The 23,149-nt window shown below is 65.1% G+C and carries 22 protein-coding genes; 16 read left to right on the top strand and 6 right to left on the bottom strand.

Features of this window, described 5'->3' with window-relative positions:
* The first annotated feature begins 13 nt into the window (after positions 1-13).
* From phhA to ACI2JO_RS11510, 11 genes are all read left to right on the top strand, one after another.
* Positions 14-865: a phenylalanine 4-monooxygenase gene (gene phhA / locus ACI2JO_RS11560; RefSeq protein WP_404720830.1), complete on the top strand. Its 852-nt coding sequence runs from the start codon at positions 14-16 to the stop codon at positions 863-865.
* A 24-nt stretch (positions 866-889) separates the two neighbouring features.
* Positions 890-1,948, top strand: a complete 1,059-nt coding sequence (gene hppD / locus ACI2JO_RS11555; protein ID WP_404720829.1) for a 4-hydroxyphenylpyruvate dioxygenase — start codon at positions 890-892, stop codon at positions 1,946-1,948.
* A 117-nt stretch (positions 1,949-2,065) separates the two neighbouring features.
* Positions 2,066-3,361, top strand: coding sequence for a homogentisate 1,2-dioxygenase (gene hmgA, locus ACI2JO_RS11550; RefSeq protein ID WP_404720828.1), 1,296 nt, complete (start codon positions 2,066-2,068; stop codon positions 3,359-3,361).
* Positions 3,362-3,406: 45 nt separating this feature from the next.
* Entirely contained in the window at positions 3,407-3,724 is a 318-nt protein-coding gene (locus ACI2JO_RS11545; RefSeq protein WP_404720827.1) for a lipopolysaccharide assembly protein LapA domain-containing protein, read from the top strand.
* Positions 3,724-4,398 carry an orotidine-5'-phosphate decarboxylase gene (gene pyrF, locus ACI2JO_RS11540; RefSeq protein WP_404720826.1) on the top strand — a complete coding sequence of 225 codons (675 nt, stop codon included), beginning with the start codon at positions 3,724-3,726 and terminating at the stop codon, positions 4,396-4,398. Before ACI2JO_RS11545 ends, pyrF begins: the two co-directional genes overlap by 1 nt.
* Positions 4,399-4,440: 42 nt before the next feature.
* Positions 4,441-5,079: a phosphoribosylanthranilate isomerase gene (locus ACI2JO_RS11535; protein ID WP_404720825.1), complete on the top strand. Its 639-nt coding sequence runs from the start codon at positions 4,441-4,443 to the stop codon at positions 5,077-5,079.
* Positions 5,076-6,305, top strand: a complete 1,230-nt coding sequence (gene trpB / locus ACI2JO_RS11530; RefSeq protein ID WP_404720824.1) for a tryptophan synthase subunit beta — start codon at positions 5,076-5,078, stop codon at positions 6,303-6,305. Before ACI2JO_RS11535 ends, trpB begins: the two co-directional genes overlap by 4 nt.
* Positions 6,302-7,102, top strand: coding sequence for a tryptophan synthase subunit alpha (trpA, locus tag ACI2JO_RS11525; RefSeq protein ID WP_404720823.1), 801 nt, complete (start codon positions 6,302-6,304; stop codon positions 7,100-7,102). Before trpB ends, trpA begins: the two co-directional genes overlap by 4 nt.
* Positions 7,099-7,965, top strand: a complete 867-nt coding sequence (gene accD, locus ACI2JO_RS11520; protein WP_404720822.1) for an acetyl-CoA carboxylase, carboxyltransferase subunit beta — start codon at positions 7,099-7,101, stop codon at positions 7,963-7,965. Before trpA ends, accD begins: the two co-directional genes overlap by 4 nt.
* Positions 7,966-8,171: 206 nt before the next feature.
* Positions 8,172-9,518: a bifunctional folylpolyglutamate synthase/dihydrofolate synthase gene (locus ACI2JO_RS11515; protein WP_404720821.1), complete on the top strand. Its 1,347-nt coding sequence runs from the start codon at positions 8,172-8,174 to the stop codon at positions 9,516-9,518.
* Between the two features lie 69 nt (positions 9,519-9,587).
* Positions 9,588-10,025, top strand: coding sequence for a DUF6628 family protein (locus tag ACI2JO_RS11510; RefSeq protein WP_404720820.1), 438 nt, complete (start codon positions 9,588-9,590; stop codon positions 10,023-10,025).
* On the opposite strand, the gene ACI2JO_RS11505 is transcribed toward ACI2JO_RS11510, so the two are convergent.
* Positions 10,022-11,356 (bottom strand): AmpG family muropeptide MFS transporter, encoded by a 1,335-nt coding sequence (locus ACI2JO_RS11505; protein ID WP_404720819.1) that lies wholly within the window; start codon positions 11,354-11,356, stop codon positions 10,022-10,024. The two genes, ACI2JO_RS11510 and ACI2JO_RS11505, sit on opposite strands and share 4 nt — an antisense overlap.
* Before the next feature lie 49 nt (positions 11,357-11,405).
* Positions 11,406-11,855: a response regulator gene (locus ACI2JO_RS11500; RefSeq protein WP_404720874.1), complete on the bottom strand. Its 450-nt coding sequence runs from the start codon at positions 11,853-11,855 to the stop codon at positions 11,406-11,408.
* A 136-nt stretch (positions 11,856-11,991) separates the two neighbouring features.
* Here ACI2JO_RS11500 and ACI2JO_RS11495 point away from each other — a divergent pair, with 136 nt between their 5' ends.
* Both ACI2JO_RS11495 and rsmD read left to right on the top strand, forming a co-directional pair.
* Entirely contained in the window at positions 11,992-13,068 is a 1,077-nt protein-coding gene (locus ACI2JO_RS11495; protein ID WP_404720818.1) for a pseudouridine synthase, read from the top strand.
* Positions 13,065-13,604 carry a 16S rRNA (guanine(966)-N(2))-methyltransferase RsmD gene (rsmD, locus tag ACI2JO_RS11490; RefSeq protein ID WP_404720817.1) on the top strand — a complete coding sequence of 180 codons (540 nt, stop codon included), beginning with the start codon at positions 13,065-13,067 and terminating at the stop codon, positions 13,602-13,604. The genes ACI2JO_RS11495 and rsmD overlap by 4 nt, the downstream gene beginning before the upstream one ends.
* Before the next feature lie 3 nt (positions 13,605-13,607).
* Here rsmD and ACI2JO_RS11485 read toward each other — a convergent pair whose 3' ends face one another.
* Positions 13,608-14,897: an MFS transporter gene (locus ACI2JO_RS11485; protein ID WP_404720816.1), complete on the bottom strand. Its 1,290-nt coding sequence runs from the start codon at positions 14,895-14,897 to the stop codon at positions 13,608-13,610.
* 571 nt (positions 14,898-15,468) lie between these two features.
* The gene (locus ACI2JO_RS11480; RefSeq protein WP_404720815.1) at positions 15,469-17,703 is read right to left on the bottom strand and encodes an ATP-dependent helicase; all 2,235 of its coding nucleotides are present in this window, start codon (positions 17,701-17,703) and stop codon (positions 15,469-15,471) included.
* 280 nt (positions 17,704-17,983) lie between these two features.
* On the opposite strand from ACI2JO_RS11480, the gene ACI2JO_RS11475 reads away from it, so the two are divergent.
* The 3 genes from ACI2JO_RS11475 to ACI2JO_RS11465 all read left to right on the top strand — a co-directional run bounded on the left by ACI2JO_RS11475 (position 17,984) and on the right by ACI2JO_RS11465 (position 20,510).
* Positions 17,984-18,307: a UrcA family protein gene (locus ACI2JO_RS11475; RefSeq protein WP_404720814.1), complete on the top strand. Its 324-nt coding sequence runs from the start codon at positions 17,984-17,986 to the stop codon at positions 18,305-18,307.
* Positions 18,308-18,592: 285 nt separating this feature from the next.
* Positions 18,593-18,793: a hypothetical protein gene (locus tag ACI2JO_RS11470; protein ID WP_404720813.1), complete on the top strand. Its 201-nt coding sequence runs from the start codon at positions 18,593-18,595 to the stop codon at positions 18,791-18,793.
* A gap of 82 nt (positions 18,794-18,875) precedes the next feature.
* Positions 18,876-20,510, top strand: coding sequence for an inorganic phosphate transporter (locus ACI2JO_RS11465; protein ID WP_404720812.1), 1,635 nt, complete (start codon positions 18,876-18,878; stop codon positions 20,508-20,510).
* A 36-nt stretch (positions 20,511-20,546) separates the two neighbouring features.
* On the opposite strand, the gene ACI2JO_RS11460 is transcribed toward ACI2JO_RS11465, so the two are convergent.
* Both ACI2JO_RS11460 and ACI2JO_RS11455 read right to left on the bottom strand, forming a co-directional pair.
* Positions 20,547-20,888 (bottom strand): hypothetical protein, encoded by a 342-nt coding sequence (locus ACI2JO_RS11460; RefSeq protein WP_404720811.1) that lies wholly within the window; start codon positions 20,886-20,888, stop codon positions 20,547-20,549.
* Between the two features lie 74 nt (positions 20,889-20,962).
* A complete protein-coding gene (locus tag ACI2JO_RS11455) occupies positions 20,963-23,068 on the bottom strand; it encodes a prolyl oligopeptidase family protein (protein ID WP_404720810.1) in 2,106 nt (701 codons plus the stop codon).
* Positions 23,069-23,149: the final 81 nt, after the last annotated feature.

Genomic DNA, 23,149 nt, shown 5'->3' with positions numbered 1-23,149 from the left:
CGATCGTGCCAGCATGGCAGATGCAGCGCTGATACGACCCGACGGGGTCGCCGCCGACTGGACGATCCCGCAGGGCTGGGATGCGTACACGGCCGAGGAACACGCCACCTGGGACACGCTCTTCGCGCGTCAGATCGCGATGCTGCCCGGCCGCGTCACGCCCGAGTTCACCGCCGGCCTCGACGTGCTCCGCCTCTCGAAACCCGGAATTCCCGACTTCGACGAATTGTCCGAGCGTCTGATGAAGGCCACGGGATGGCAGGTCGTCGCCGTACCCGGCCTCGTCCCGGACGACGTGTTCTTCGACCATCTCGCGAACCGTCGCTTCGTCTCGGGCAATTTCATCCGTCGCCCCGATCAACTCGACTATCTGCAAGAGCCGGACGTCTTCCACGACGTCTTCGGCCACGTCCCGCTGCTCGCGAATCCGGTATTCGCCGACTACATGCAGGCCTACGGGCAAGGCGGGCAGCGCGCCGCCGCGATGGGCGCGATTGATCGCCTGTCGCGCCTTTATTGGTACACCGTTGAATTCGGGTTGGTACGCGCCGGCGATGGCCTCGCGCTTTACGGCGCCGGGATCGTCTCCTCGCGATCCGAATCAATCTTCGCGCTCGACGACGCCTCGCCCAATCGCATTGGCTTCGACCTCGAACGCGTCATGCGCACCCGCTACCGGATCGACGATTTCCAGCAGAGTTATTTCGTGATCGACAGTTTCGAGGACCTGCTCGACCAGACGCTCAACACTGATTTCGCGCCGCTTTACGCCGAGCTGGAAGGCCAGCCGGACCACGACCCGGAGACGATCCTGGCGGACGACCGCGTCTACACGCGCGGTACGCAAGCGCACGTCCGTCGCTAACCTCTTCACCTGAAAGGCCCGACCATGACCGATCCCGCCAACCCGCTCGGCCTCGCCGGCTTCGAGTTTTGTGAATTCACCTCGCCCGATCCGGAGACGCTCGCCGGCCAGTTCGAGCAGATGGGCTTCGTCGCCGCGCACCGGCATCCGATGAAGCAGGTTACGCGCTACGTACAGGGCCGCATCAACCTGTTGCTCAACCGTGAGCCGACCGGACAAGCCGCTGATTTCCGCGCCTTCCACGGTCCGTCGGCGAGCGGCATGGCGTTCCGGGTCGCCGATCCGCAGGCCGCCTACGACCATGCGCTCGCCGAGGGCGCGACCGCGGTCGACGCCGCGGCGGGCACGCTCGGCGAGGGAAGCTTTCCGATCGAGGGCATCGGCGGCAGCTACCTCTATCTCGTGAAAGCTGGCGAGGATCTCTACGCCGATTGGGAGGAAGTCCCCGGCTGGCGCGAGGCCGCCGAGCAGAACAATGTCGGGCTCGATATTCTCGACCATCTCACCCATAATGTCCGCCGCGGCGAGATGCGAACATGGTCGAGCTTCTACGGCCGGCTATTCGGGTTCGAGGAGCAGAAGTTCTTCGACATCAAGGGCAAGGCCACTGGTCTCTTCAGCCAGGCGATGATCGCCCCCGATCTCGCGATCCGCATCCCGCTCAACGAGAGCAAGGATGAAACCTCGCAGATCGAGGAATTCATCCGCGAGTATAATGGTGAGGGCATCCAGCACCTCGCGCTGACGACGGACAACATCTACGAAACCGTCGAGAAGCTGCGCGCGCGCGGCGTACGGCTACAGGATACGATCGAGACCTATTACGAGCTGGTCGACAAGCGCGTCCCCGACCATGGCGAGGACCTTGAGCGGCTGAAGCGCAACCGCATCCTCATCGACGGCAATGTCGGCGAGGAGGGCATTCTGCTCCAGATCTTCACCGAGAATATGGTCGGCCCGATCTTCTTTGAGATCATACAGCGCAAGGGTAATCAGGGCTTCGGCAACGGCAATTTTCAGGCCTTGTTCGAAAGCATTGAATTGGATCAGATCCGGCGCGGCGTGGTCAAGGTCGACGCTTAGGCGTCGACTGCGACGCGCAGGTATCTGCGACTGCGCCCGGGCGGCACGGTCAGCCGGGGCACAGCCCCCGGCTCGGCCGGGTCCTACGCCCCGGCGGGTTGATAAAAGGAGAGAGCCATGACCGACACGCCCCGCTACCACCCCGGCTTCGGCAATCATGTGTCGTCCGAGGCGGTCACCGGTGCATTGCCGGTCGGTCGCAACTCACCGCAGCACGTCCCGTTTGGCCTCTACACCGAACAACTCTCCGGCACCGCCTTCACCGCGCCGCGGCACGAGAACCGCCGAAGCTGGCTTTATCGCCTTCGCCCTACCGCGCAGCACCCGGCCTTCACCCGCTACGATGGCGCGCCAAACCTCCGTTCCGCCCCTTTTGATACACCTCCCTCACCCAACCGGATGCGTTGGGACCCGCTTCCGTGGCCGGACGCAGCAACCGACTGGCTCGATGGCCTCGTCACCTACGGCGGCAACGGCAGCGTGGCGGAGCAGACCGGCGTCGCGATCCACCTCTACGCCGCCACCATCGACATGGATCGCGCCTTCTTTTCCGCGGACGGCGAATGGCTGATCGTGCCGCAGGACGGCCACCTCGCGATTGATACCGAACTCGGCCGGATCGACGTCGCCCCGCTCCAGATCGCCGTCATCCCCCGCGGTGTCCGCTTCCGCATCGCGCTCTCCAACGGCCGCGCCCGCGGCTATGTCCTCGAAAACTACGGCGCGCCCTTTCGCCTCCCCGATCTCGGCCCGATCGGCGCGAACGGCCTTGCCAACCCGCGCGACTTCGAGACGCCGGCAGCATGGTTCGAGGACAGCGACGAACCCTGCACCGTCATTCAAAAGTTTCAGGGCGCGCTGTGGCAAACCACTATCGACCATTCGCCGTTCGACGTGGTGGCATGGCATGGCAATCACGCCCCATATCGCTATGATCTAACGCGCTTTAATACGATCAACACGGTTTCGTTCGACCACCCCGACCCGTCGATCTTCACCGTGCTGACATCACCGAGCGACACGCCCGGCACCGCCAATTGCGATTTCGTGATCTTTCCGCCGCGCTGGATGGTCGCGGAGGGCACGTTTCGCCCGCCGTGGTTCCACCGCAACGTCATGAGCGAATTCATGGGTCTGATCGCTGGCGCTTACGACGCCAAGGAAGGCGGCGGTTTCGTCCCCGGTGGTGCCAGCCTCCACAACCAGATGAACGGCCACGGCCCCGATCAGACGAGCTATGAGAAAGCCGTCGCAAGCGACTTGAAACCGGCCAAGATCGACGGAACGATGGCGTTCATGTTTGAAACTCGCCATGTCGTGCGTACCACCCCTTGGGCGCAAACTTCGCCAACGATGCAACTCGACTACGACGAGGTCTGGCGCGGCTTTCCCAAGGCGACACTACCGCGGTGATCCACTGCACTGGAAAAAACCGTCGACCCTGCTAGCGTGTCGCCCATGCAGTTTCTCAAGATCCTGTTCTGGTCGCTGCTGGCGTTCGTCGCCGCGGTGTTCACGTTTGGCAATTGGACCAACGTCACCGTCCAGCTCTTCGGCGGGCTGGTCGCGGAGGTGAACCTGCCGCTGCTGCTGCTGGCCACCTTCCTGCTCGGCTTCGTGCCGACGCTGATCTACCAGCATTGGGTGCGCTTCCGCCTGCGTCAGCGATTGACCGCCGCAGAACGCGCGACCGAAAGCGCGCTCGCCGCCGTCCGTGGGGTCGAGGCGTCGCCCGTCCAGACGCCGCCTGCGACCCCCGTTACCGGAGGCGAATAATGGCCAATCGCATCTTCGTCGCCCTCGACACACCCGACCTCGATCGCGCCCGCACGCTGGCGCAAAAGGTCCGCCACCATGTCGGCGGGATCAAGCTCGGGCTGGAGTTCTTCTGCGCGCATGGCCCGGCCGGCGTCCGCGCGATGGAGGAGATCGGCCTGCCCGTCTTCCTCGACCTCAAGCTGCACGATATCCCCAATACGGTCGCGAAGGCAGTGCAGTCGCTCGCCGGGCTCGCCCCGGCGGTGCTGACCGTCCACGCCAGCGGCGGCCGCGCGATGCTGGAAGATGCCAAGGCGGCGGCGCATCCCTCGACTAGGGTGGTCGCGGTGACGATGCTCACCAGCCTCGACGAGGACGATCTCGCCGCGACCGGCGTGTCGGGCAGCGCGCACGACCACGTCCTGCGCCTCGCCGACCTGGCACGTGAGGCCGGGCTCGACGGCATCGTCTGCTCGGGCGCCGAGGTGAAGGCTGCGCATGCCGTGTGGCCGAAGGGCTATTTCGTCGTCCCCGGCGTTCGCCCGGCGGATGGCGAGGTCGGCGACCAGAAGCGTGTCGTTACCCCCCGCATGGCGGTCGACCACGGCGCGTCGATGCTGGTCATCGGCCGACCGATCACCCGGGCCGAGGACCCGGACGCCGCTGCCCGCGCGATCGCCGCCACGCTCTGACGCGCCATTGGCAGCGTGCGGGCAAGCGCCTAAAGCCGCCCGATGCCTGTCACCGCCAAAATCTGCGGCCTCTCGACACCCGAAACGCTCGACGCCGCACTGAAGGGCGGCGCGAGCCATGTAGGCTTCGTCGTCTTCCCGCCGTCACCCCGGCACCTGTCGCTCGACCGTCTCGCCGGCCTCGTTGCGCAGGTACCCGCGCACGTCCGCAAGGTCGGTGTCTTCGTCGACCCTGACGACGAGTTGCTTGCAGCGACGGTGGCTGCTGGCAAGCTCGACGCGATCCAGCTCCACAAGACCACGCCCGCCCGCGTCGCCTCACTCCGCCGCCTGTCGGCGCGCGAGACATGGGCGGCAATCGCGGTAAAGACCCGCCCCGACCTTGCCGCGGCGCCCGCCTTCGCCGACGCCGCCGACCGCTTGCTCTACGACGCCAAGACGCCGGAGGGCGCGACGCTCCCCGGCGGCATGGGCGTCCGCTTCGACTGGCAGCTGCTCGACGGCTTCCGCCACCCGCTCCCCTGGGCTCTGTCCGGCGGACTCGACCCCGCAAACGTCGCCGAGGCGATCGCACGGACCCGCGCCCCGCTGGTCGACGTTTCGTCGGGCGTCGAGTCCACGCCCGGCGTCAAGGACGTGGACAAGATCGCCGCCTTCCTGCAACGAGTTTCCGCATCATGAACGCACCCAATTCCTTCCGCGCGCAGCCGGACGAGCGCGGGCATTTCGGCCCTTATGGCGGCCGCTATGTCTCCGAGACGCTGATGCCGCTGATCCTCGACCTGGAGCGCGAGTATCGCGCCGCCAAGCAGGACCCGGCCTTTGCCGCGCAGTTCGACGACCTGCTCGAACATTATGTCGGACGCCCCTCGCCCCTCTATTATGCCGAGCGGCTGACCGACACGCTGCGCGACAGCGCGGCCGACGGCATGGGCGCACAGGTCTGGTTCAAGCGCGACGAGCTGAACCACACCGGCGCGCACAAGATCAACAATTGCATCGGCCAGATCCTGCTCGCGATCCGCATGGGCAAGACGCGGATCATCGCCGAGACCGGCGCCGGTCAGCACGGCGTCGCCACGGCGACGGTTTGTGCGCGCTTCGGGCTGCCGTGCGTGATCTACATGGGCGCCAAGGACGTCGAGCGGCAGCAGCCGAACGTCTTCCGCATGAAGCTGCTCGGGGCCGAGGTCCGCGCGGTCGAAAGCGGCGCGCGCACGCTGAAGGATGCGATGAACGAGGCGCTGCGCGACTGGGTCGCTAACGTCCACGACACCTTCTACATCATCGGCACCGCCGCCGGCCCGCACCCGTACCCGGAGCTGGTCCGCGACTTCCAGAGTGTGATCGGCCGCGAGGCGCGCTCCCAGTTGCTCGATCGCACCGGCCGCCTGCCTGACCTGCTGGTCGCCGCGATCGGCGGCGGGTCGAATGCGATCGGGCTGTTTCACCCCTTCCTCGACGATGCGGACGTCAAGATGCTCGGCGTCGAGGCAGCAGGCGAAGGGCTGGAGGCCAAGCACGCCGCCAGCCTCGCCGGCGGCTTCCCGGGCGTGCTCCACGGCAACAAGACCTATCTGTTGCAGGACGACGATGGCCAGATCGCCGAGGCGCATTCGATCTCCGCCGGCCTGGACTATCCCGGCATCGGCCCCGAACATGCGTGGCTGAAGGACAGCGGGCGCGTCGACTATACCGCCGTCACCGATCGCGAGGCGCTCGACGCCTTCCAGCTCCTGTGCCGAACCGAGGGCATCATCCCCGCGCTGGAACCGTCGCATGCGATTGCCGCCGTCGCGCGCACGGCCAAGACCATGCCACAGGACGCGATCATCCTCGCCAATCTGTGCGGTCGCGGCGACAAGGACATCTTCACCGTCGCTGAAGCGCTGGGAGTGCAGATTTGACCCGCCTTGCCGATGCCTTCATCGCCGACCGTCCCGCGCTGATCTGCTTCGTCACCGCGGGCGACCCGTCGACCGCCGCCACCCCCGCGATCCTCGACGCTTTGGTCGAGGGCGGCGCGGACGTGATCGAGCTGGGCATGCCCTTCACCGATCCGATGGCGGATGGCCCGGCGATCCAGGCCGCAAACATCCGCGCGCTCGACGGCGGAGTAACGACCGCCGATATCCTGCGGATCGCCACGGATTTCCGCGCCCGTCATCCGCTCACCCCACTGGTGCTGATGGGCTATGCCAACCCGATGCTACGTCGGGGCGCCGAGTGGTTCGCCACGGCGCTGCATGACGCAGGCGTTGATGGCGTGATCTGCGTCGACGTTCCTCCCGAGGAAGACGACGCGCTCGGCCCGGAATTGCGCGCGATGGGGATCGACCTCATCCGCCTCGCCACGCCGACGACGCGCGACGGACGGATCGCCGAGGTGCTGAACGGCGCGAGCGGCTTCATCTATTACGTTTCGGTCGCCGGCATCACCGGCAAGCAGCAGGCGCAGCAGGCGTCGATCGAGGAAGCCGTCGCGCGGCTGAAGCACGCCACCGATCTGCCGGTCGCGGTCGGCTTCGGCGTCCGCACCCCCGAACAGGCGCGCGCGATCGGTCGGGTTGCGGACGGCGTCGTCGTTGGCTCGGCGATCGTCGAGATCGTCGCCGAGCACGGCGCCGCTGCACCCGCGCCGGTCGCCGCCTATATCAAGACGCTGTCGGCCGCGCTTGCCGACGCACGAAAGGTTTCCGCATGAGCTGGCTCAGCAACGTCCGCAACGCCTTGTCCGGGATCGTGCCCGGCGGTGCCAGGGCGCAGACTCCCGATCACCTCTGGCACAAGTGCAAGGGCTGCGGGACGATGGTCTTCACCAGGGAGCTGGAGGAGAATCTCTACGTCTGCCCGACCTGCGACCATCATGAGCGGATCGGCCCCAGCGAGCGCTTCGAGCAACTGCTCGACCCCGCCAGCATCGACGTGCTGCCCGCGCCGCGCTCGCCCGAGGACCCGCTCAAGTTCCGCGACTCAAAGCGCTACGCCGATCGCCTGAAGGCGGCGCGCGCCAGCACCGGCGAGCAGGACGCGTTCGTCAACGCGCGCGGCACGATCGACGGGCACCGCGTCGTGATCGGCGTACAGGACTTCGCCTTCATGGGCGGCTCGATGGGCCAGGCCGTCGGCGAGGCGTTCATCCAGGGCGTCGAGACTGCGGTGAAGGACCGCGCGCCGTTCATCGTCTTCACCGCCTCGGGTGGCGCACGCATGCAGGAAGGCATCCTCAGCCTGATGCAGATGCCGCGCAGCACTGTCGCGATCCAGATGCTTCACGATGCCGGGTTGCCCTATATCGTCGTGCTGACCGATCCAACCTCGGGCGGCGTCATGGCGGCCTATGCGATGCTCGGCGACGTCCACATCGCCGAGCCCAAGGCGACGCTCGCCTTCACCGGCCGCCGCGTGATCGAGAGCACGATTCGCGAGAAGCTGCCCGATGATTTTCAGACCAGCGAATATTATCTGGAGCACGGCATGATCGACATGGTCGTCCACCGTCGCGAACTGCGCGCAAAGCTGGCGACGGTCATCGGCTATCTCTGCGGCGAGCGAAAGGCTGCCTGAGATCACCCCTCCCCTTCAGGGGCGGAGTCGGGGGTGGGGAACTCTCAGGGGTTCGCTCTCAGCGCAAATGCGCCACCCCACCCCCTTGAAGGGACGGGCTAACCAGAACCTTCGCGACATCGTCACCCCACCGTGACGCGTTCGCTGGTACTGAGCGTCACTCCGCGGAGGACGACAGGCAGTATCCAAGCTGGATGGATCAAGCCGTGACCACGAAGCAAGCGACGGCCGATCACGCCGTCTCCACCGATACCGCCGTTCAGGCACAGCTCGACCGCCTCTGGTCGCTGTCGCCGGGCGCTGACGTGCTCGGGCTCGACCGGATCACGCGGCTGCTCGCGCGGCTTGGCGATCCGCACCACGCGCTCCCGCCGGTGTTCCACGTCGCCGGCACCAACGGCAAAGGCTCTACCTGCGCCTTCCTCCGCAGCGCGCTGGAGGCAGCGGGCCACCGTGTTCATGTCTACACCAGCCCGCATCTGGTTCGCTTTAACGAGCGTATCCGGCTGGCGGGGCGGTTGATTGACGATGCAGCGCTGGCAACGCTGCTGGCGGAAGTGCTCGATCAGTCCGACGGGATTGGCGCCAGTTTCTTCGAGATCACCACCGCCGCCGCCTTCCTCGCCTTCGCGCGCACGCCCGCGGATGCCTGCGTGATCGAGGTTGGGCTTGGCGGGCGGCTCGATGCCACCAACGTCCTCCCTGCCCCGGTCGTCTGCGGGATCGCGGCGCTCGGCGTCGATCATCAGGCGTTCCTCGGCGACTCGCTCGAACAGATTGCGGCGGAGAAGGCCGGGATCGCCAAACCCGGCGTGCCGCTGGTCACGATGCGCTATCCGCCTGACATCGCCGCCCCGATCGCGCGCACTGCGGCAGCATCCGGCGCGATATGGCACCCGCTGCCCGACGCGTGGCGCTTCGAGACAGAAGATCAGCGTCTAACCTACATTGATGATGCCGGCCCGCTCGATCTGCCTCTGCCGGCGTTGCCCGGCACGCATCAGAGTGCCAATCTGGCGCTCGCGGTTGCGATGATCCGGCATCAATCGGCGGTTGGCGTCACCGTGGCAGCACTTGAGGCCGCGGCTATATCGACACACTGGCCTGCCCGCCTCCAACGGCTCTCGCCCGGACCCCTCACCTCGGCTCTGGGGGCCGTGCCGGTATGGCTCGATGGCGGACACAATCCATCTGCCGGCCAGGCGATCGCCGATTCGCTCGCCCGGCTGACGATCAGTCCCGCCGAACGTCCACTGACGATCGTCGCCGGCATGCTCGCCAACAAGGACGCGGCGGGATTTCTGGCCCCCTTCGCGGGAGCGATTGGCACCCTGATCGCTGTTCCTGTCCCGGATCATGCCTGCCATGCGCCTGCGGATCTGCTCGCCGTCGCGGCTGGCCTCGGCATTCCGCACCGCATGATTGCGGCGGATATCCCGTCGGCGATGGCGGCAATCGCCGCGCAGACGACGCCGCACGAGGCGGTGTTGATCGCCGGATCGCTCTATCTGGCCGGTGAGGTGTTGAGTGCCAACGACGAAGCGCCACAATAAGTCAAAGTCTGCGATTGACTTGCAATAGCGTACGGGCGAACCTGCACGGGCAGGAGGAGTCGCCCGTATATGACCCAGCTTCCCACCCCGGTTCTTGCCATCCACGCCCTGCCGCACACGCTGCCCGAATGCCCCAATGCCCGCGTGATTTTGTTCGCGATGCGCCGCATGGGTGCCCATGGCCTCGCGGACGCGCGGGCGGCGCATGGCTTCTTCACCAGCTTCGGCGAGGCGTTTCGCCGTCCATTGATGCTGATGCGCGTATTGATGGCCGATCTTGCTGGCAGTGCGATGGTGCCGATCGCGATCGCTCCCTGCTGCTGCGCGCGAATGACCGCTTCGGAGCAGGTGTTGCTCGCGATCCTCGCGCGGGTCGAGACACGTACCGACAGCGCGCACGTGCTGATGCAGGATCTGCTCGGCCAGCGTCACGTCGACGGCGCGCTGGCCAGCGCCGCTGCCCTCGCCGCTGCTTTCGCCGACGAGGGACGGCCGGTCTGCCTCTAGGCGGCTGCCCCGTCGCGCGCGTCGCCCGGCCCCTCGGTTCCGGCGCTACCGACTGAGCGATCGACGAGGCCCGATCGGCTCATCCACCAGAACAGCGCCACGCCGGGCAGCGCCAGCACCACCGTCAGCAGGTAGAAATTGACGTATCCGACCTGCTCGACCAGCGCTCCGGCACTCGCCCCCGTGATGATCCGGCCGATCACGCTCGCCGCCGCGGAGATCAGCGCATATTGCGCGGCGGTGAAGCGCAGGTCGCACAACGCCGAGAAATAGGCGACCACCGTCACCCCGCCGATCCCCGACGCGATGTTTTCGAAGGTCATCGCACCCGCGAGGCCAGGGTTGCTATGCCCCGCCGCCGCCAGCGCCGCGAAGCTGGCGTTCGAGACCGCCATCAGCACCAGACTGATCAGCACCGATCGCTTCAGGCCCAGCCGCGCATACATGACACCGCCAAGGAAAATACCGATCAGATAGGCCCAGAAACCGACCCCGACGTCGTACAAGGCGATTTCGTCATTGGTAAATCCGGTATCATTGAGCAACAGCCGCAGCACCAATTGCCCCAGCGTGTCGCCGATCTTGTGGATCAGGATGAACACCAGCACCACGACCGCGCCCGGACGCGCAAAAAATTGCACGAACGGCCGCCAGATCGCCGCCAGCGTGGAACCGGCCCCGCGTCGCGGCTCGACCTCACGGTGCCGCCGCGGCTCCCCGACGATCAGCCCGGCCACCATTGCCGGCAATGCCAGCACCGCCGTCGCTAGATAAGCAACTGTCCAGCCGTGCCGGGCGGCAACGAACAGCGCAAGCGACGCCGCGCCCGCCGACCCGATCCGCCACCCATACTGGCTCATGCCCGATCCGACGCCCAATTGGCGCGGTTCAAGGATCTCGATGCGATAGGCGTCGATCACCACATCGAAGGTCGATCCGGCCACCGCAACCAGGATCGCGGCCGTGACGGTCGATCCGATGCTCGCGCCAGGATCGACCATCGCCAGATTGGCCACTGCCGCGATCACCAGCACTCCGGCGACGAGCAACCACGACACTCGCTGGCCCAGGCCGCCAAGCACCGGCAGACGCACACCATCAACCACCCAGGCCCACAGGAATTTGATATTGTAGACAAGAAACGCCAGGCTGAACGCCGTCACCGTCTTCTTGTCGATCCCGCTCTGCGCAAGTCGCGTGGTCAGCGTCGCGGCGATCATCGCGTACGGAAAACCCGATGACACGCCCAAGGCAAAGGCGGCAAGCGGCCCGCGCTCCAAATACGGGCGCACACCGTCTAGCCAGGTCCGTCCGTCCGTACGCGCCACCATTCACATCGCCTTCGCTCAATCCGGCGTCGGGCTTAGCGCGAAATCACGGTCAGGTAAGCCCGGTCATCGACGAACCGCCGCCGAACAAGCGTAATCCGCCCGGCATGCGCGACGGGGCCTTGCCCTCGGCTCCGGATTCAATGGCTTCGATCGAACCCAGAAGGTCGCGCGGTGTATAGGGCTTGGCGAGACACCCCACCGCGACACCCTCGGCATTGGCCGGACAACTCCCGGTCACGAACAACGCCGGGATGCCGCGCGCTGATGCCGCGCGCGCCACATCAAGCCCGCTGCCATCGGCTAGCCTGACATCAACCAGCACCAGATCGATCGCCGCTCCGCCCTCGATCAATCGCACCGCATCCGCGACGCGGTCAACGGTGGCGACCACATCGAAGCCCTGCTCGCTGAGCAGATGCTCCGTATCGAACGCGACCAAGGGTTCGTCCTCCACCACCAGCAACTTCTCGATGGATCGCTGTTTCCGCCCGAACAACATCGCTTGTTTCGCCCCGGTATCGTCTTCATCGCTCAACACGGCTGAGGCGAATTATGTCCCGCGTCATCGCGTCCTTGCCCGGTGGCACATGATCACGGTCCTTGTTGCGGGCGAGCGCAGACCGTAAGCGACCCGGATGGCCGACGAACGTTCACCACACCGCATCGCCAAGCTGCTCGCTCGCGCCGGCGTCGCCTCCCGGCGCGAGGTCGAACGGATGATAGCGGAAGGGCGCGTCGCGAAAGACGGCGTTACGCTGGACACCCCCGCTACGATCCTACCCTCGCTCGACGGCGTCACCGTGGATGGCGAGCCCGTTGCCGCGGCCGAGCCGACCCGGCTGTTTCTGTTCCACAAGCCGACCGGGGTACTCACCGCCGAGCGCGATCCGGCAGGGCGCGCCACGATCTACGACAGGCTGCCAAAAGATCTGCCGCGACTCGTTCCGGTCGGCCGGCTCGATCTCAACACCGAAGGGCTGTTGCTTCTCACCACCGATGGCGAACTGAAGCGTCAGCTCGAACTGCCTTCCACCGGGGTCGAGCGTAGCTATCGCGCGCGTGCCTATGGTCAGATCAGCCAGGCGCAACTTGAGGAACTGATCCACGGTATCGAGATCGATGGCGTCCGCTACGGCGCGATCGACGCCAATCTCGAACGCCGCACCGGCGCCAACGTGTGGATCGAGATGACGCTGAGCGAGGGCAAGAACCGCGAAGTGCGCCGCGTGCTCGAACATCTCGGGCTGCGCGTCAGCCGGCTGATCCGCACGCGCTATGGTCCTTTCGTGCTCGGCGACCTTCCGGTCGGTGACATCGGCGAAGTGCGCGTCGCGGACCTGATCGCGTTCCGCCAGACGCTGAAGGCCGCCGCACGCCAGCGCCCGCCGGTCGCCGATGTAGCGGTGGCGGGTAGCCGCCGTGCGCCCGCCCCGCGCCAGCCAACCTCGGCGCGCCCGGCACGACCGAACGTCCCCAGTCCGACGCGCACCACACCGGGCATGCCCCCAAGCACTCCGGGCACCTTGCGTCGCCAGCGGCCAACTGCTCTCGCCACGCCTCGCCCGGCGCCGAAGCCGGCGGCACCCAAGGTCGAGGAGCAGATGCTCACCCCGGAGCGCCCCGCGCGCATCAAACGCCAGCCCGGCTGGGCCAAGCCGAAGCCCAAGCCCGGCGCACGACCGCGCTCGGGTGCGCCGCGGGGGCGCAAGTGAGGATCATTGCCGGCCAATGGCGCGGTCGCCCACTCGTCGCGCCGAAGGGCGACGCGACTCGCCCCACCGCTGACCGCACGCGCGAGGCGCTGTTCTCGATGCTGACCAGCCGCGTCGGTAGCTTTGAGGGGCTGGCGGTCGCGGACCTGTTCGCAGGCTCAGGCGCACTCGGGCTGGAGGCCTTGTCACGCGGCGCCACCACGTGCCTGTTTGTCGAGCAGGACAAGGCAGCGCTCGATGCCCTGCGCGCCAATGTCGCGAGACTGGGAGTGGCGGGCGCGGACATCCGGCCAGCGTCGGTGATGGCGATCGGCCCGGCGCGCGCGCCGCTCGACGTTGTTATGATGGACCCGCCCTACGCGACCGGCGCCGGTGCGGTTGCCGCGGACAAGCTGGCGCGTTTGGGCTGGATCGGCCCGGCGACATGGGTGTCGATCGAGACCGCCAAGGGCGAGGGCGAAGTGCCGTCAGGCTTCGTGGTAGATGCCGATCGCACGCACGGTCGGGCGCGCCTGATGCTGCTGCGACTCGGCTGACCGTCAGGAAGCATTGCCCCGCGGCCGCATCGCGATCAAAGCGATCAGGCTTACGAGCGACATTGCCGCCAGATACCCGCCGACCAGCGACAGCCCGCCGTGGCGCGCTAGGGTCTCGGCCGCGACCGGGGTCAGCCCGCCGCCAATGATCCCCGCCATATTAAACGCCAGACTGACTCCCGTATAGCGCACCCGAGCCGGGAACAGCCCTGGCAACCAAGCACCTAACGGCCCATAGACGAACCCCATCGCGAACAGCGCCACCGCCAGACTGGCGAAGATCAACGGCGGCGATCCCGAGCCCAGTCCCGGCGCCAGAACGAAGCCCGCAGCCACCGCGAACACGCATCCCCAGGTCAACACGTATCGCGCGTCACGCCGGTCGGCCCAGATCCCGGACAGGACGATACCGACTGCCATAAACATGATCGCGCCAAGCTGCATCGAGAGGATCATCGGACGCGCAATTCCCAGCCGGGTGGTGGCGTAGCCCAGCGCGAACGCAGTCGCGATGTAATAGACTGCGAAGCACGCGATCGCGCCCGCGGTTCCGCCCAGCGCCGCACGCCAGTGTTCGCGGAGCAGTTCGCCCATCGGCACGGCGGGCGGCGGTCCTTCCTCCAGCACCTGCGCAAAGGCCGGCGTCTCGGCGATCTTCAGCCGCACCCAGAGGCCAAGGCCGACCAATACGATCGAGAGCAAGAACGGGATGCGCCATCCCCAGGCTGTGAAGTCCTCCGCGCTCATCGCCAGCCCCAGCAGCAAAAACAGTCCGTTAGCGGCGATGAACCCAACCGGTGCGCCCAATTGCGGCACCATACCATAGCGCCCACGCCAACCCGGCGGCGCATTTTCGACTGCCAGCAGCGCCGCTCCACCCCACTCGCCGCCCAAACCGAACCCCTGCCCAAACCGCAGCAGGCAGAGCAGCACCGGTGCCAGATAACCCGCCTGCGCATAGGTCGGCAAAAACGCGATCGCGAGCGTCGAGCCACCCATCAGCATCAGGCTGACGACCAGCGTCGATTTTCGCCCGATCCGGTCGCCGTAATGGCCGAACGCCCATGCCCCGACCGGTCGCGCGAAAAACGCCACCGCAAGGCTGGCATAGGCGGCCAGCAGTTGCGCGGAAGGATCACCCGCCGGAAAAAACAGCGGCCCGAACACCAGCGAGGCAGCCGTCGCGTAGATGTAGAAATCATAGAACTCGACGGACGTGCCGACGAGGCTTGCGAGCAGGATGCGGCGATGCGAGGCGACCTGCGCTGCGGCGGGCAAAGGTGTAAAGGCCATAGTCCCTTTCCGCGCGCCGGTTGCCCGACGTCAACGCACAAAAATATGTCGCCGCAGTCACGAAAGCGGGCTCGAAAGACACATGGCAGCAATGTTGACGCGTTAAAGAAGGAATGTGCGAGGCAGCCTCACGGCGCGCGTCGCATATTGCCGGGCTACCCCCCCTCGCCCGGCTATTCCCTGAACTACGGGGCGGCCCTTCTCGGCCGCCCCGATTTTTCAATGCGATAATCCCTCGCGCATTTGCGTCATCTTGGATCGATCGGCGATTTTGCGCCGCTGCGCTGCGGCATGTAGCTGATCGCGGGTGCGATGATCGCGCGCCTCCGCAGGCTTCTTCGCGGTGTCTTCAGGTCTGGCGAAGAATTCCCGCCCCTTGCGCGTGTCTTGTCGTTGGTCCGAGCATATCGCTCGCCGGATGAAGCTTCTCGCGCCTCCCTTGGTAGATACGGTCCTCCCGTCCTACGCCCTTGCCTCCCTTATTGCCGCAGCCGGGTTTCCTGTATTCGGCGGCTTCGGACATCGGACGCACCTACTGCCCGACCCAGATTGAATGAGAAAAGGTGCCAGCTCAGCTTGTAGTAACGAAGCTGTCCATCACCCGCTTGCGGCCAGCCTGTTCGAAATCGATCTCCAGCTTGTTGCCCTCGATCTCCGCGATCGCGCCATAGCCGAATTTCTGATGGAACACGCGCTGCCCGATAACGAGATCGCCGCGTCCCTTATTGCCGAGGCTGACCGCAGAAGCTCGACTTTCAACCACTCGCGCCGGTTCGCGGGTGAACGTCCGGCTCGACCATTCGCCGCCCGGCTTTACGTTCAGCGTTCCAGCCGCCCGCTGCCAACCCGGCCCGCGACCAGTGCCACGTGCGACATCGGCGAACGGATCCGCGCGCTCGGACCAATTCGCGCGCCACAGGCTCTCCCCCCCCGACATGCTAGTCTCGCTTTCGACATGCTGCGAAGGCAGTTCACCGACGAAACGCGATGGGATCGAGCTGGTCCACTGGCCATAGATACGACGATTGGCGGCATGAAGGATCGTTGCCAGGCGCCGCGCGCGCGTGATCGCAACGTAAGCCAGCCGCCGCTCCTCTTCCAGCGAACGCGTCCCGCCTTCGTCGAGTGCTCGCTGTGACGGGAACAATCCCTCTTCCCACCCGGCCAAGAAGACTGTGTCGAATTCCAGCCCCTTGGCGGCATGGATCGTCATGATCGTCACCTTCGGGTCGTCCCGCGTAGCCTCATTGTCCATGACGAGGCTGACGTGCTCGAGGAATGCGCCAAGGTTCTCATATTCCTCCATCGCGCGTACCAGCTCGGTAAGGTTCTCCAGCCGTCCCGCCGCTTCGGTGGACTTCTCCGCCTGATACATGGCGGTATAGCCGCTCTCGTCGAGGATCTGCCGCGCCAGTTCGGGGTGCGGCAGGTCTCGCGCCATGTCGCGCCACCGCGCGACGTCGCCAACGAACCGCCCCAACGCCTTGCGCGCCTGAGGAGTCAACTCGTCGGTGTCGAGGATGCGCGCCGCCGCGATCGACAACGGCAGTCCTTCGGCACGCGCCAGCTGATGCAACTTTGCGATGGCCTTGTCGCCCAGTCCACGCTTGGGTGTGTTGACGATCCGCTCGAACGCCAGATCGTCAGCCGGCTGGTTGACGACACGCAGATATGCGAGCGCGTCGCGTATCTCGGCGCGCTCATAGAAGCGGAAACCCCCGACGATCCGGTACGGCAGCCCAATCGCGATGAAGCGATCTTCGAACTCGCGGGTCTGATGCTGAGCACGAACGAGGATTGCGACATCATCGAGGCTCTTGCCCGATCGTTGCGCCACCTCGATCTCGTCGCCGACCCGCCGGGCCTCCTCCGGGCCGTCCCACACGCCCAGCACGCGAACCTTCTCGCCAGCGTTCAGTTCGGTCCACAATTCCTTACCGAGCCGGCCGCCATTATTGGCGATCACGCCCGACGCGGCACCCAAAATATGTGGCGTAGACCGGTAATTCTGCTCCAGCCGGATGACCTTGGCGCCAGGAAAGTCTTTCTCAAACTTCAGGATGTTTTCGACTTGTGCACCCCGCCAGGAATAGATCGATTGATCATCGTCACCGACACAGCAGATATTACGGCGCTCCTGCGCCAGCAGACGTAGCCAGAGGTACTGAACTGAGTTCGTGTCCTGATACTCGTCCACCATTATGTAGCGAAATCGCTGCTGATAATGTTCAAGCACGCCACGATCGCGCTTGAGGATCGTCAGGACGTGGAGCAGCAGATCGCCAAAATCGCAGGCGTTCACTGCCTTCAGGCGATCCTGATATTGCTGGTACAGTTCACCGCCGCGCCCGTTGGCGTAGCGTTCGCTTTCACCGGCCTCGATATCGGCGGGGATCAGCCCCTTGTTTTTCCACTCGTCGATCAACCCAGCCAGCGAACGCGCCGGGAAGCGCTTCTCATCGATGTCCGCCGCGACAATCAGCTGCTTCAGCAAGCGCAATTGGTCATCGGTATCGAGGATCGTGAAATTACTCTGCAGCCCTACCAGCTCAGCATGACGACGCAGCATTTTGGCGCCGATCGCGTGGAAGGTGCCCAGCCACGGCATCCCTTCCACCGCATCGCCGACCAGCCGTCCGACCCGCTCACGCATCTCGCGCGCGGCCTTGTTCGTAAAGGTGACAGACAGAATTTCCGACGGATATGCGCGCCGGGTCCACAACAGATGCGCCAAGCGGGCGGTTAAGGCGGCAGTCTTCCCCGTTCCCGCGCCCGCCAGCACCAGCACCGGACCATCAGTGGTCATCACCGCCTCGCGTTGCGGAGTATTGAGGCTAGCCAGGTACGGCGGCTCGTGCGTTACGGCTGAAAGATCGGTCACGCCGAACAGGTAGGGAACGCACGTGCTGCGGGCAAGCGAAACGGCGTTTTGTTACAGTCATGGAAGCGTCGTTGCCGGGCCGTACGACAGTAAGAACGACGACGTAGAGCCGGCACGTCGGCAGTATGCCGCTTCGGTACTCGCCCGCGCCACGCGTAGAAGCGACGCATGATGCCGCCGTCGGCTCCTCGCAGGGGTTATGTCAATGAGCCGCTTAGATCGGGCTGCGCTTGCGGCCACCCTCATGCTCGTCGTGTCGCCGACCGCCGCCTCGGCCCAGCAGGATTTTGCTCTGCTCACGGCACGAATCGCGATCTGTGATCTCGATCGTGGAACCACCGCAGGGCAGCAGCGATTGGGTTTGCGCGTTCGCCACGCTGCCAGCAGGATCTGTAGCACACCTGTTGACATCCGTGATTGGCCCGATGTGCTTCGTTGCCAGACCGAGATGCGCCGCGTTTTGCAAGTCCGGCTCGCCGCGCTCGTTGGCGAGCGCAGGATCAAACCGGCCGCGGTCTCCCGGCACTGATATCGTGAAAAGAACCGGACATCGTCATGGATCGTCCAGTTCTTGCAATGATTTTTAGAACGCGACGTGGGGAAGATAATTAAAGCACGAGGATGCCATGGCGTAACCGGACCATGTCATTGTGCCAAAGTTCACTACTCAGCGGATGGCTCTGTCGAGCATCATGCACTCTGTCACTGCACGAACGCCGGCGCTGGTCCGGCGTGCCGATGGTCGGCTAAATGACCTTTCGCAACGATCAGGTCACCGTATCGGGCGCGATAAGCAGCTATGCATCGTCCGAGCATGGCCTGTGCCACGTGTGACACCGGCCTCTCTTCTCGCAATCCTCATGTGATGTCGGGCCTTGTCGATATTCAAAGCGGCACGCTGGACGTAGCCGAGAATCATGCACCTGCTGTGCAGATCATACTCAAAGAATGGCTCGCTTGGCTTGACCGGGTCGCCGCGCTCTCCGTCTTCAACACCTACCCGGGCAAGGAGTGACTGTCCTGACGCCGATCAGCATGGCCCGGATCGCCGATCGGTCATCAAACTGTCACGCTATGCGCCGACAGCACGACTCGTCATGGCATCAAATGTCCTAGAGGCGTCACCCTCGTCACCGCCCGCGGCGACGCGCTCATTCGACGGCCCGGTGCATCCCGTGGCCCGCTTCGCCTTTCTGGCGATCGTGCTCGTCGGCTTTGTTTATGCCGGGATCAGCGTCTTGATCGACACGCAGCAGGTCGGCGAGCAACTCGCCCTCGGTGTATTCGCCTTTCTCGGCCTGGCGCTGCTGATCGCGCTGGGGTTCGAGTTCGTCAACGGCTTTCACGACACGGCCAATGCGGTGGCCACCGTGATCTATACCAACGCCCTGCCTGCGCATTTGGCGGTGATCTGGTCGGGCTTCTTCAACTTTCTCGGCGTCATGCTTTCGTCAGGTGCGGTCGCTTATTCGATCATCACGTTGCTGCCGGTCGACCTGATCCTCAACGTTGGCTCAGGCGCCGGCTTTGCGATGATCTTTGCCCTCCTGTTTGCGGCGGTGCTGTGGAACCTTGCGACTTGGTATGTCGGCCTTCCCAACAGTTCCAGCCATACGTTGATCGGCTCCGTGCTGGGTGTCGGATTGGCCAATCAGTTGCTGACCAGCGGGGGCGGCGGCACATCAGGGGTGGACTGGGCGCAGGTTACGAAGGTGATGACGGGGCTCTGGATGGCGCCATTGATCGGCTTCGTCGCCGCCGCACTGCTGCTGCTCGTCATCCGACATCTCACCCGAAATCCTCAGCTCATGACCCCGCCCGAGAGCGACACGCCTCCGCCGCGTGGTATCCGTGCGCTCCTGATATTCACCTGTACCGCCGTTTCGTTCAGCCACGGATCGAACGACGGGCAGAAGGGGATGGGCCTGATCATGCTCATCCTTATCGGCTGCGCGCCGACCGCCTACGCGCTCAATCGCACCCTCCCCGCCAGCGAAACGCCTGCCTTTGTTCAGAGCGCGGCCGATGCTCGCACGACGCTGCTCGCGCATGGCGCCGTGCTGGTCGACGAAGCAAACGCTCGAGAGGTACTTCGGCGCGCGCTGAAGAAGCGGGAGGTGGTGAATGGGCGCACTTACGGTGCTGTGATCACCGTCTCTGACGATCTTGCCCGGCGTGTGGCCAGCTATGGCTCGCTCGGGCAGGTGCCAGCCAGCGCGGCTCCCAACATTCGCAACGACATGTATCTGGTGATGGATACAGCCCGGATGATTACCGCGGCCGAAAAGAATGGCCTGAACGACGGTGAGAAGGCGATCCTTACGGACTATCGCACCCGGCTGGAGCACGGTACGCGTTACATTCCGCTTTGGGTGAAGGTGGCGGTCGCGCTCGCACTCGGACTCGGAACCATGGTCGGGTGGAAGCGGATTGTCGTGACCGTCGGCGAACGGATCGGCAAGCAACACATGACCTATGGCATGGGCGCGTCCGCCGAACTGGTCGCCGCCGGAACCATCCTTGCTGCTGACCGCTTCGGCCTTCCGGTATCGACGACTCATATCCTTTCGTCAGGCGTAGCCGGTGCGTCTGTGGCCAGCGGGCACGGGCTACAACGCCGTACCCTGGTTCAACTGGCAGCGGCCTGGCTGATGACCCTCCCGGTGGCGATGCTGCTCGCCGGGTCGCTCTACTGGCTTCTGCTGACGATCGTGCGCAGCGCCGGGCTTTAAAAGAGCCGGCGCTGAGTCGACCCGATCAACGCAGCTTCAACCCTCGACCGACAGCAACGTGGCGCCCGCGTAGCGCTCCTCGTCGGGCACGAACAGCTCGCTTGGCTTGAAGCGACGTGGCGTGATGCGCAGCGCGGTAAGGCCCGCCAGCTTGAAGGCGCCGATCTTTGGCTCTTTTGGTGGCTGACCGTCGCGCTCAAGCGTCACCGCATCCAGGTAAATCTCGCCATGTTTCGTATACAGGATGTGCGGGGCCAACGTGACGCTGCCGCGATTATACATCGCGGCGATCGTCTGTAATTTGACGATCGCCTCGAAGACGACAGGAACGGTTTCAGGCACGGCCGGCGCAGGCCGGCTCTCGGTTTCGGTGCTCATCGCGCATTCCATAAACGATCGTGCCGCATCGCAGCAAGATCGACATGCGAAACGCTGGGTTCCCTCCTGGCATATCAACGCGGCTCAAGCAGCTTCTGTGCGAAGTAGGTCATCTGTAACGCCTGCAGCCGGGCTCCCTGTTCGATGTCAGCATCGCCCGAATGACCCCCGGCGGTGTCCTCGTAGAACAAGTAGGGCAGCCCATATTCCTTGAGGCGGGCGGCGAACTTGCGCGCGTGCTGCGGCCCGACGCGATCGTCCTTGGTGGTGGTCCAGATATAGGGCTCGGGATAAGCCACGCCGCGCTTGAGATTATGGTAGGGCGAGATCCGACGAAGGAACGCGTGCTCTTCCGGTATCGCGATCGACCCATATTCATCGACCCACGACGCGCCGGCCGCGATCTTTTCGTAGCGCAGCATGTCAAGCAACGGCACCTGGATTGTCACTGCCTTCCATAAGTCGGGATGCTGATTGAACTCGACGCCCATCAACAGGCCGCCATTTGACCCGCCATAGATGCCGAGCTTCTGCGCGCTGGTGAAGCGGCGGGCGATCAGATCCTTGGCCACCGCGGCGAAATCGTCGTAGATCACCTGCCGCTTGGTCTTGCGCCCCGCGTCGTGCCACGCGGGCCCGAACTCGCCGCCGCCGCGAATATTGGCAAGAACATAGGCGCCCCCGCGTTCGAGCCATAGTTTGCCGGTAATCGCCGAATAGCTGGGCAGCATCGGCAGTTCGAACCCTCCATAGGCGGTCATGATCGTCGGCGTTCTGCCGTCACGCGGCGCGGTGCGACGATGGACGATGAAGTACGGGATTTTGGTACCGTCGCTCGACGTCGCCTCGAATTGTTCGGCGACAAGCCCGCGCGCGTCGAACTTGGCGGGAAGCGCCTTGATCTGCACCGGGGCTACATCGCTCCCTGCCGTGAAGCGTGCCAGGGTCGTCGGCGTCAGGAATCCGGTCGTCGCCAAAAAGGCAATGTCGTTTCGATCCGATGTTCCCGTTACGCCGAAGCTGACGTTGTCAGGCAGCGTCATCGGCTGTGCGGTCCAGCCATTATCGCCAGCGGGCGTAAAGACGCTGATCCGACCACGGACGTTGTCCGTGTAGTCGAGGATCAGGTGATGACGCGTCGCATCGACCGCGCTGACGGCCTGCCGCGGCGTCGGCGCGAAGACCAGGCTCGGTGTTATTCGGCCCGCTTCCAGATCCTTGAGCGGCACCGACGCGACCGCACCGGTCGGTATGACGCCCCATGGCTCGCTGGTCGTGAACACCACCCGTCCCTCGACCATTGCCGTCGGCGCTGTGCGCGCCGGAAGGTCGAGCTTCGTCACGCCGGCGGGCGTCCACAACAGTCGATCCGCGCCAAAGAAAGTCTTCTGCCGCTCGATAAAGACCGCACGATTGCCCGACCCGTCGGTCATCACGCTGGCGTAGGTGCCGAGCTGATCGTCCGGGGCGCCACGATAAATTTCGTCCGCCTCCGCAAGCTCCGCACCGCGTGACACCTTCTTGACGACGAACGGATAGCTCGACGCGGTCATTGTGCCAGGACCCCAATCACGGCTGACCAGCAGATGATCCTTATCGAGCCACGCCGCGCCCTGTTTCGAGGTCGGCAGGACAAAACCATCCGGGACAAATTGGCCGGCGGCTAAGTCGAACTCGCGATACGTTACCGCATCCTCGCCACCCTCCGACAATGCGATCAGGCAGAGCCGCTCCTCGGGCGCGAGGCATGTCAGACCCTTGTAGACCCATTTGCGGCCTTCCGCCCTGCTCAGGGCATCAAGGTCGAGCAAAGTCCGCCAGTCCGGGGCCGGAGCGGCATAATTCTCCAGCGTGGTCCAGCGCAGCAGCCCCTGCGGATGATCGGCATCACGCCAGAAGTTGACGATCCGCCCCATCACCTGCTGTGGCATCGGGATGCGGTCCTTGGCGGCCGCGATTGCCAGCGCCTCCGCAAAATATCGGGCGTAGCGCGGATCGTTCTGCAGTCGCGGCAGCGTGCGCGCGTTTTCCGTCGCCACCCATGCCTGTGCCCGGGCACCGTCCTTGTCTTCCAACCAAATGTAGGGATCGGCAACGCCCGCTCGTTGCGCCCATGCGGTGCCCGCCGCCGCGATCAAGGTCGCCCCCGCCAGCCACCACCCGATCCGCTTACGCGCCATGCCACCAACTCCGTTCAACATGTGGACGTTCTGCGTTACGAACCGACCCGGAACAACCCCGCGGCCGACGCGTCCTCGGTC

This window comes from Sphingomonas sp. NPDC079357, assembly GCF_044901155.1.
Lineage (GTDB): Bacteria > Pseudomonadota > Alphaproteobacteria > Sphingomonadales > Sphingomonadaceae > Sphingomonas.
Note: the sequence above shows the minus strand (reverse complement) of the source record. Positions and strands in the feature narration are given on the sequence as shown.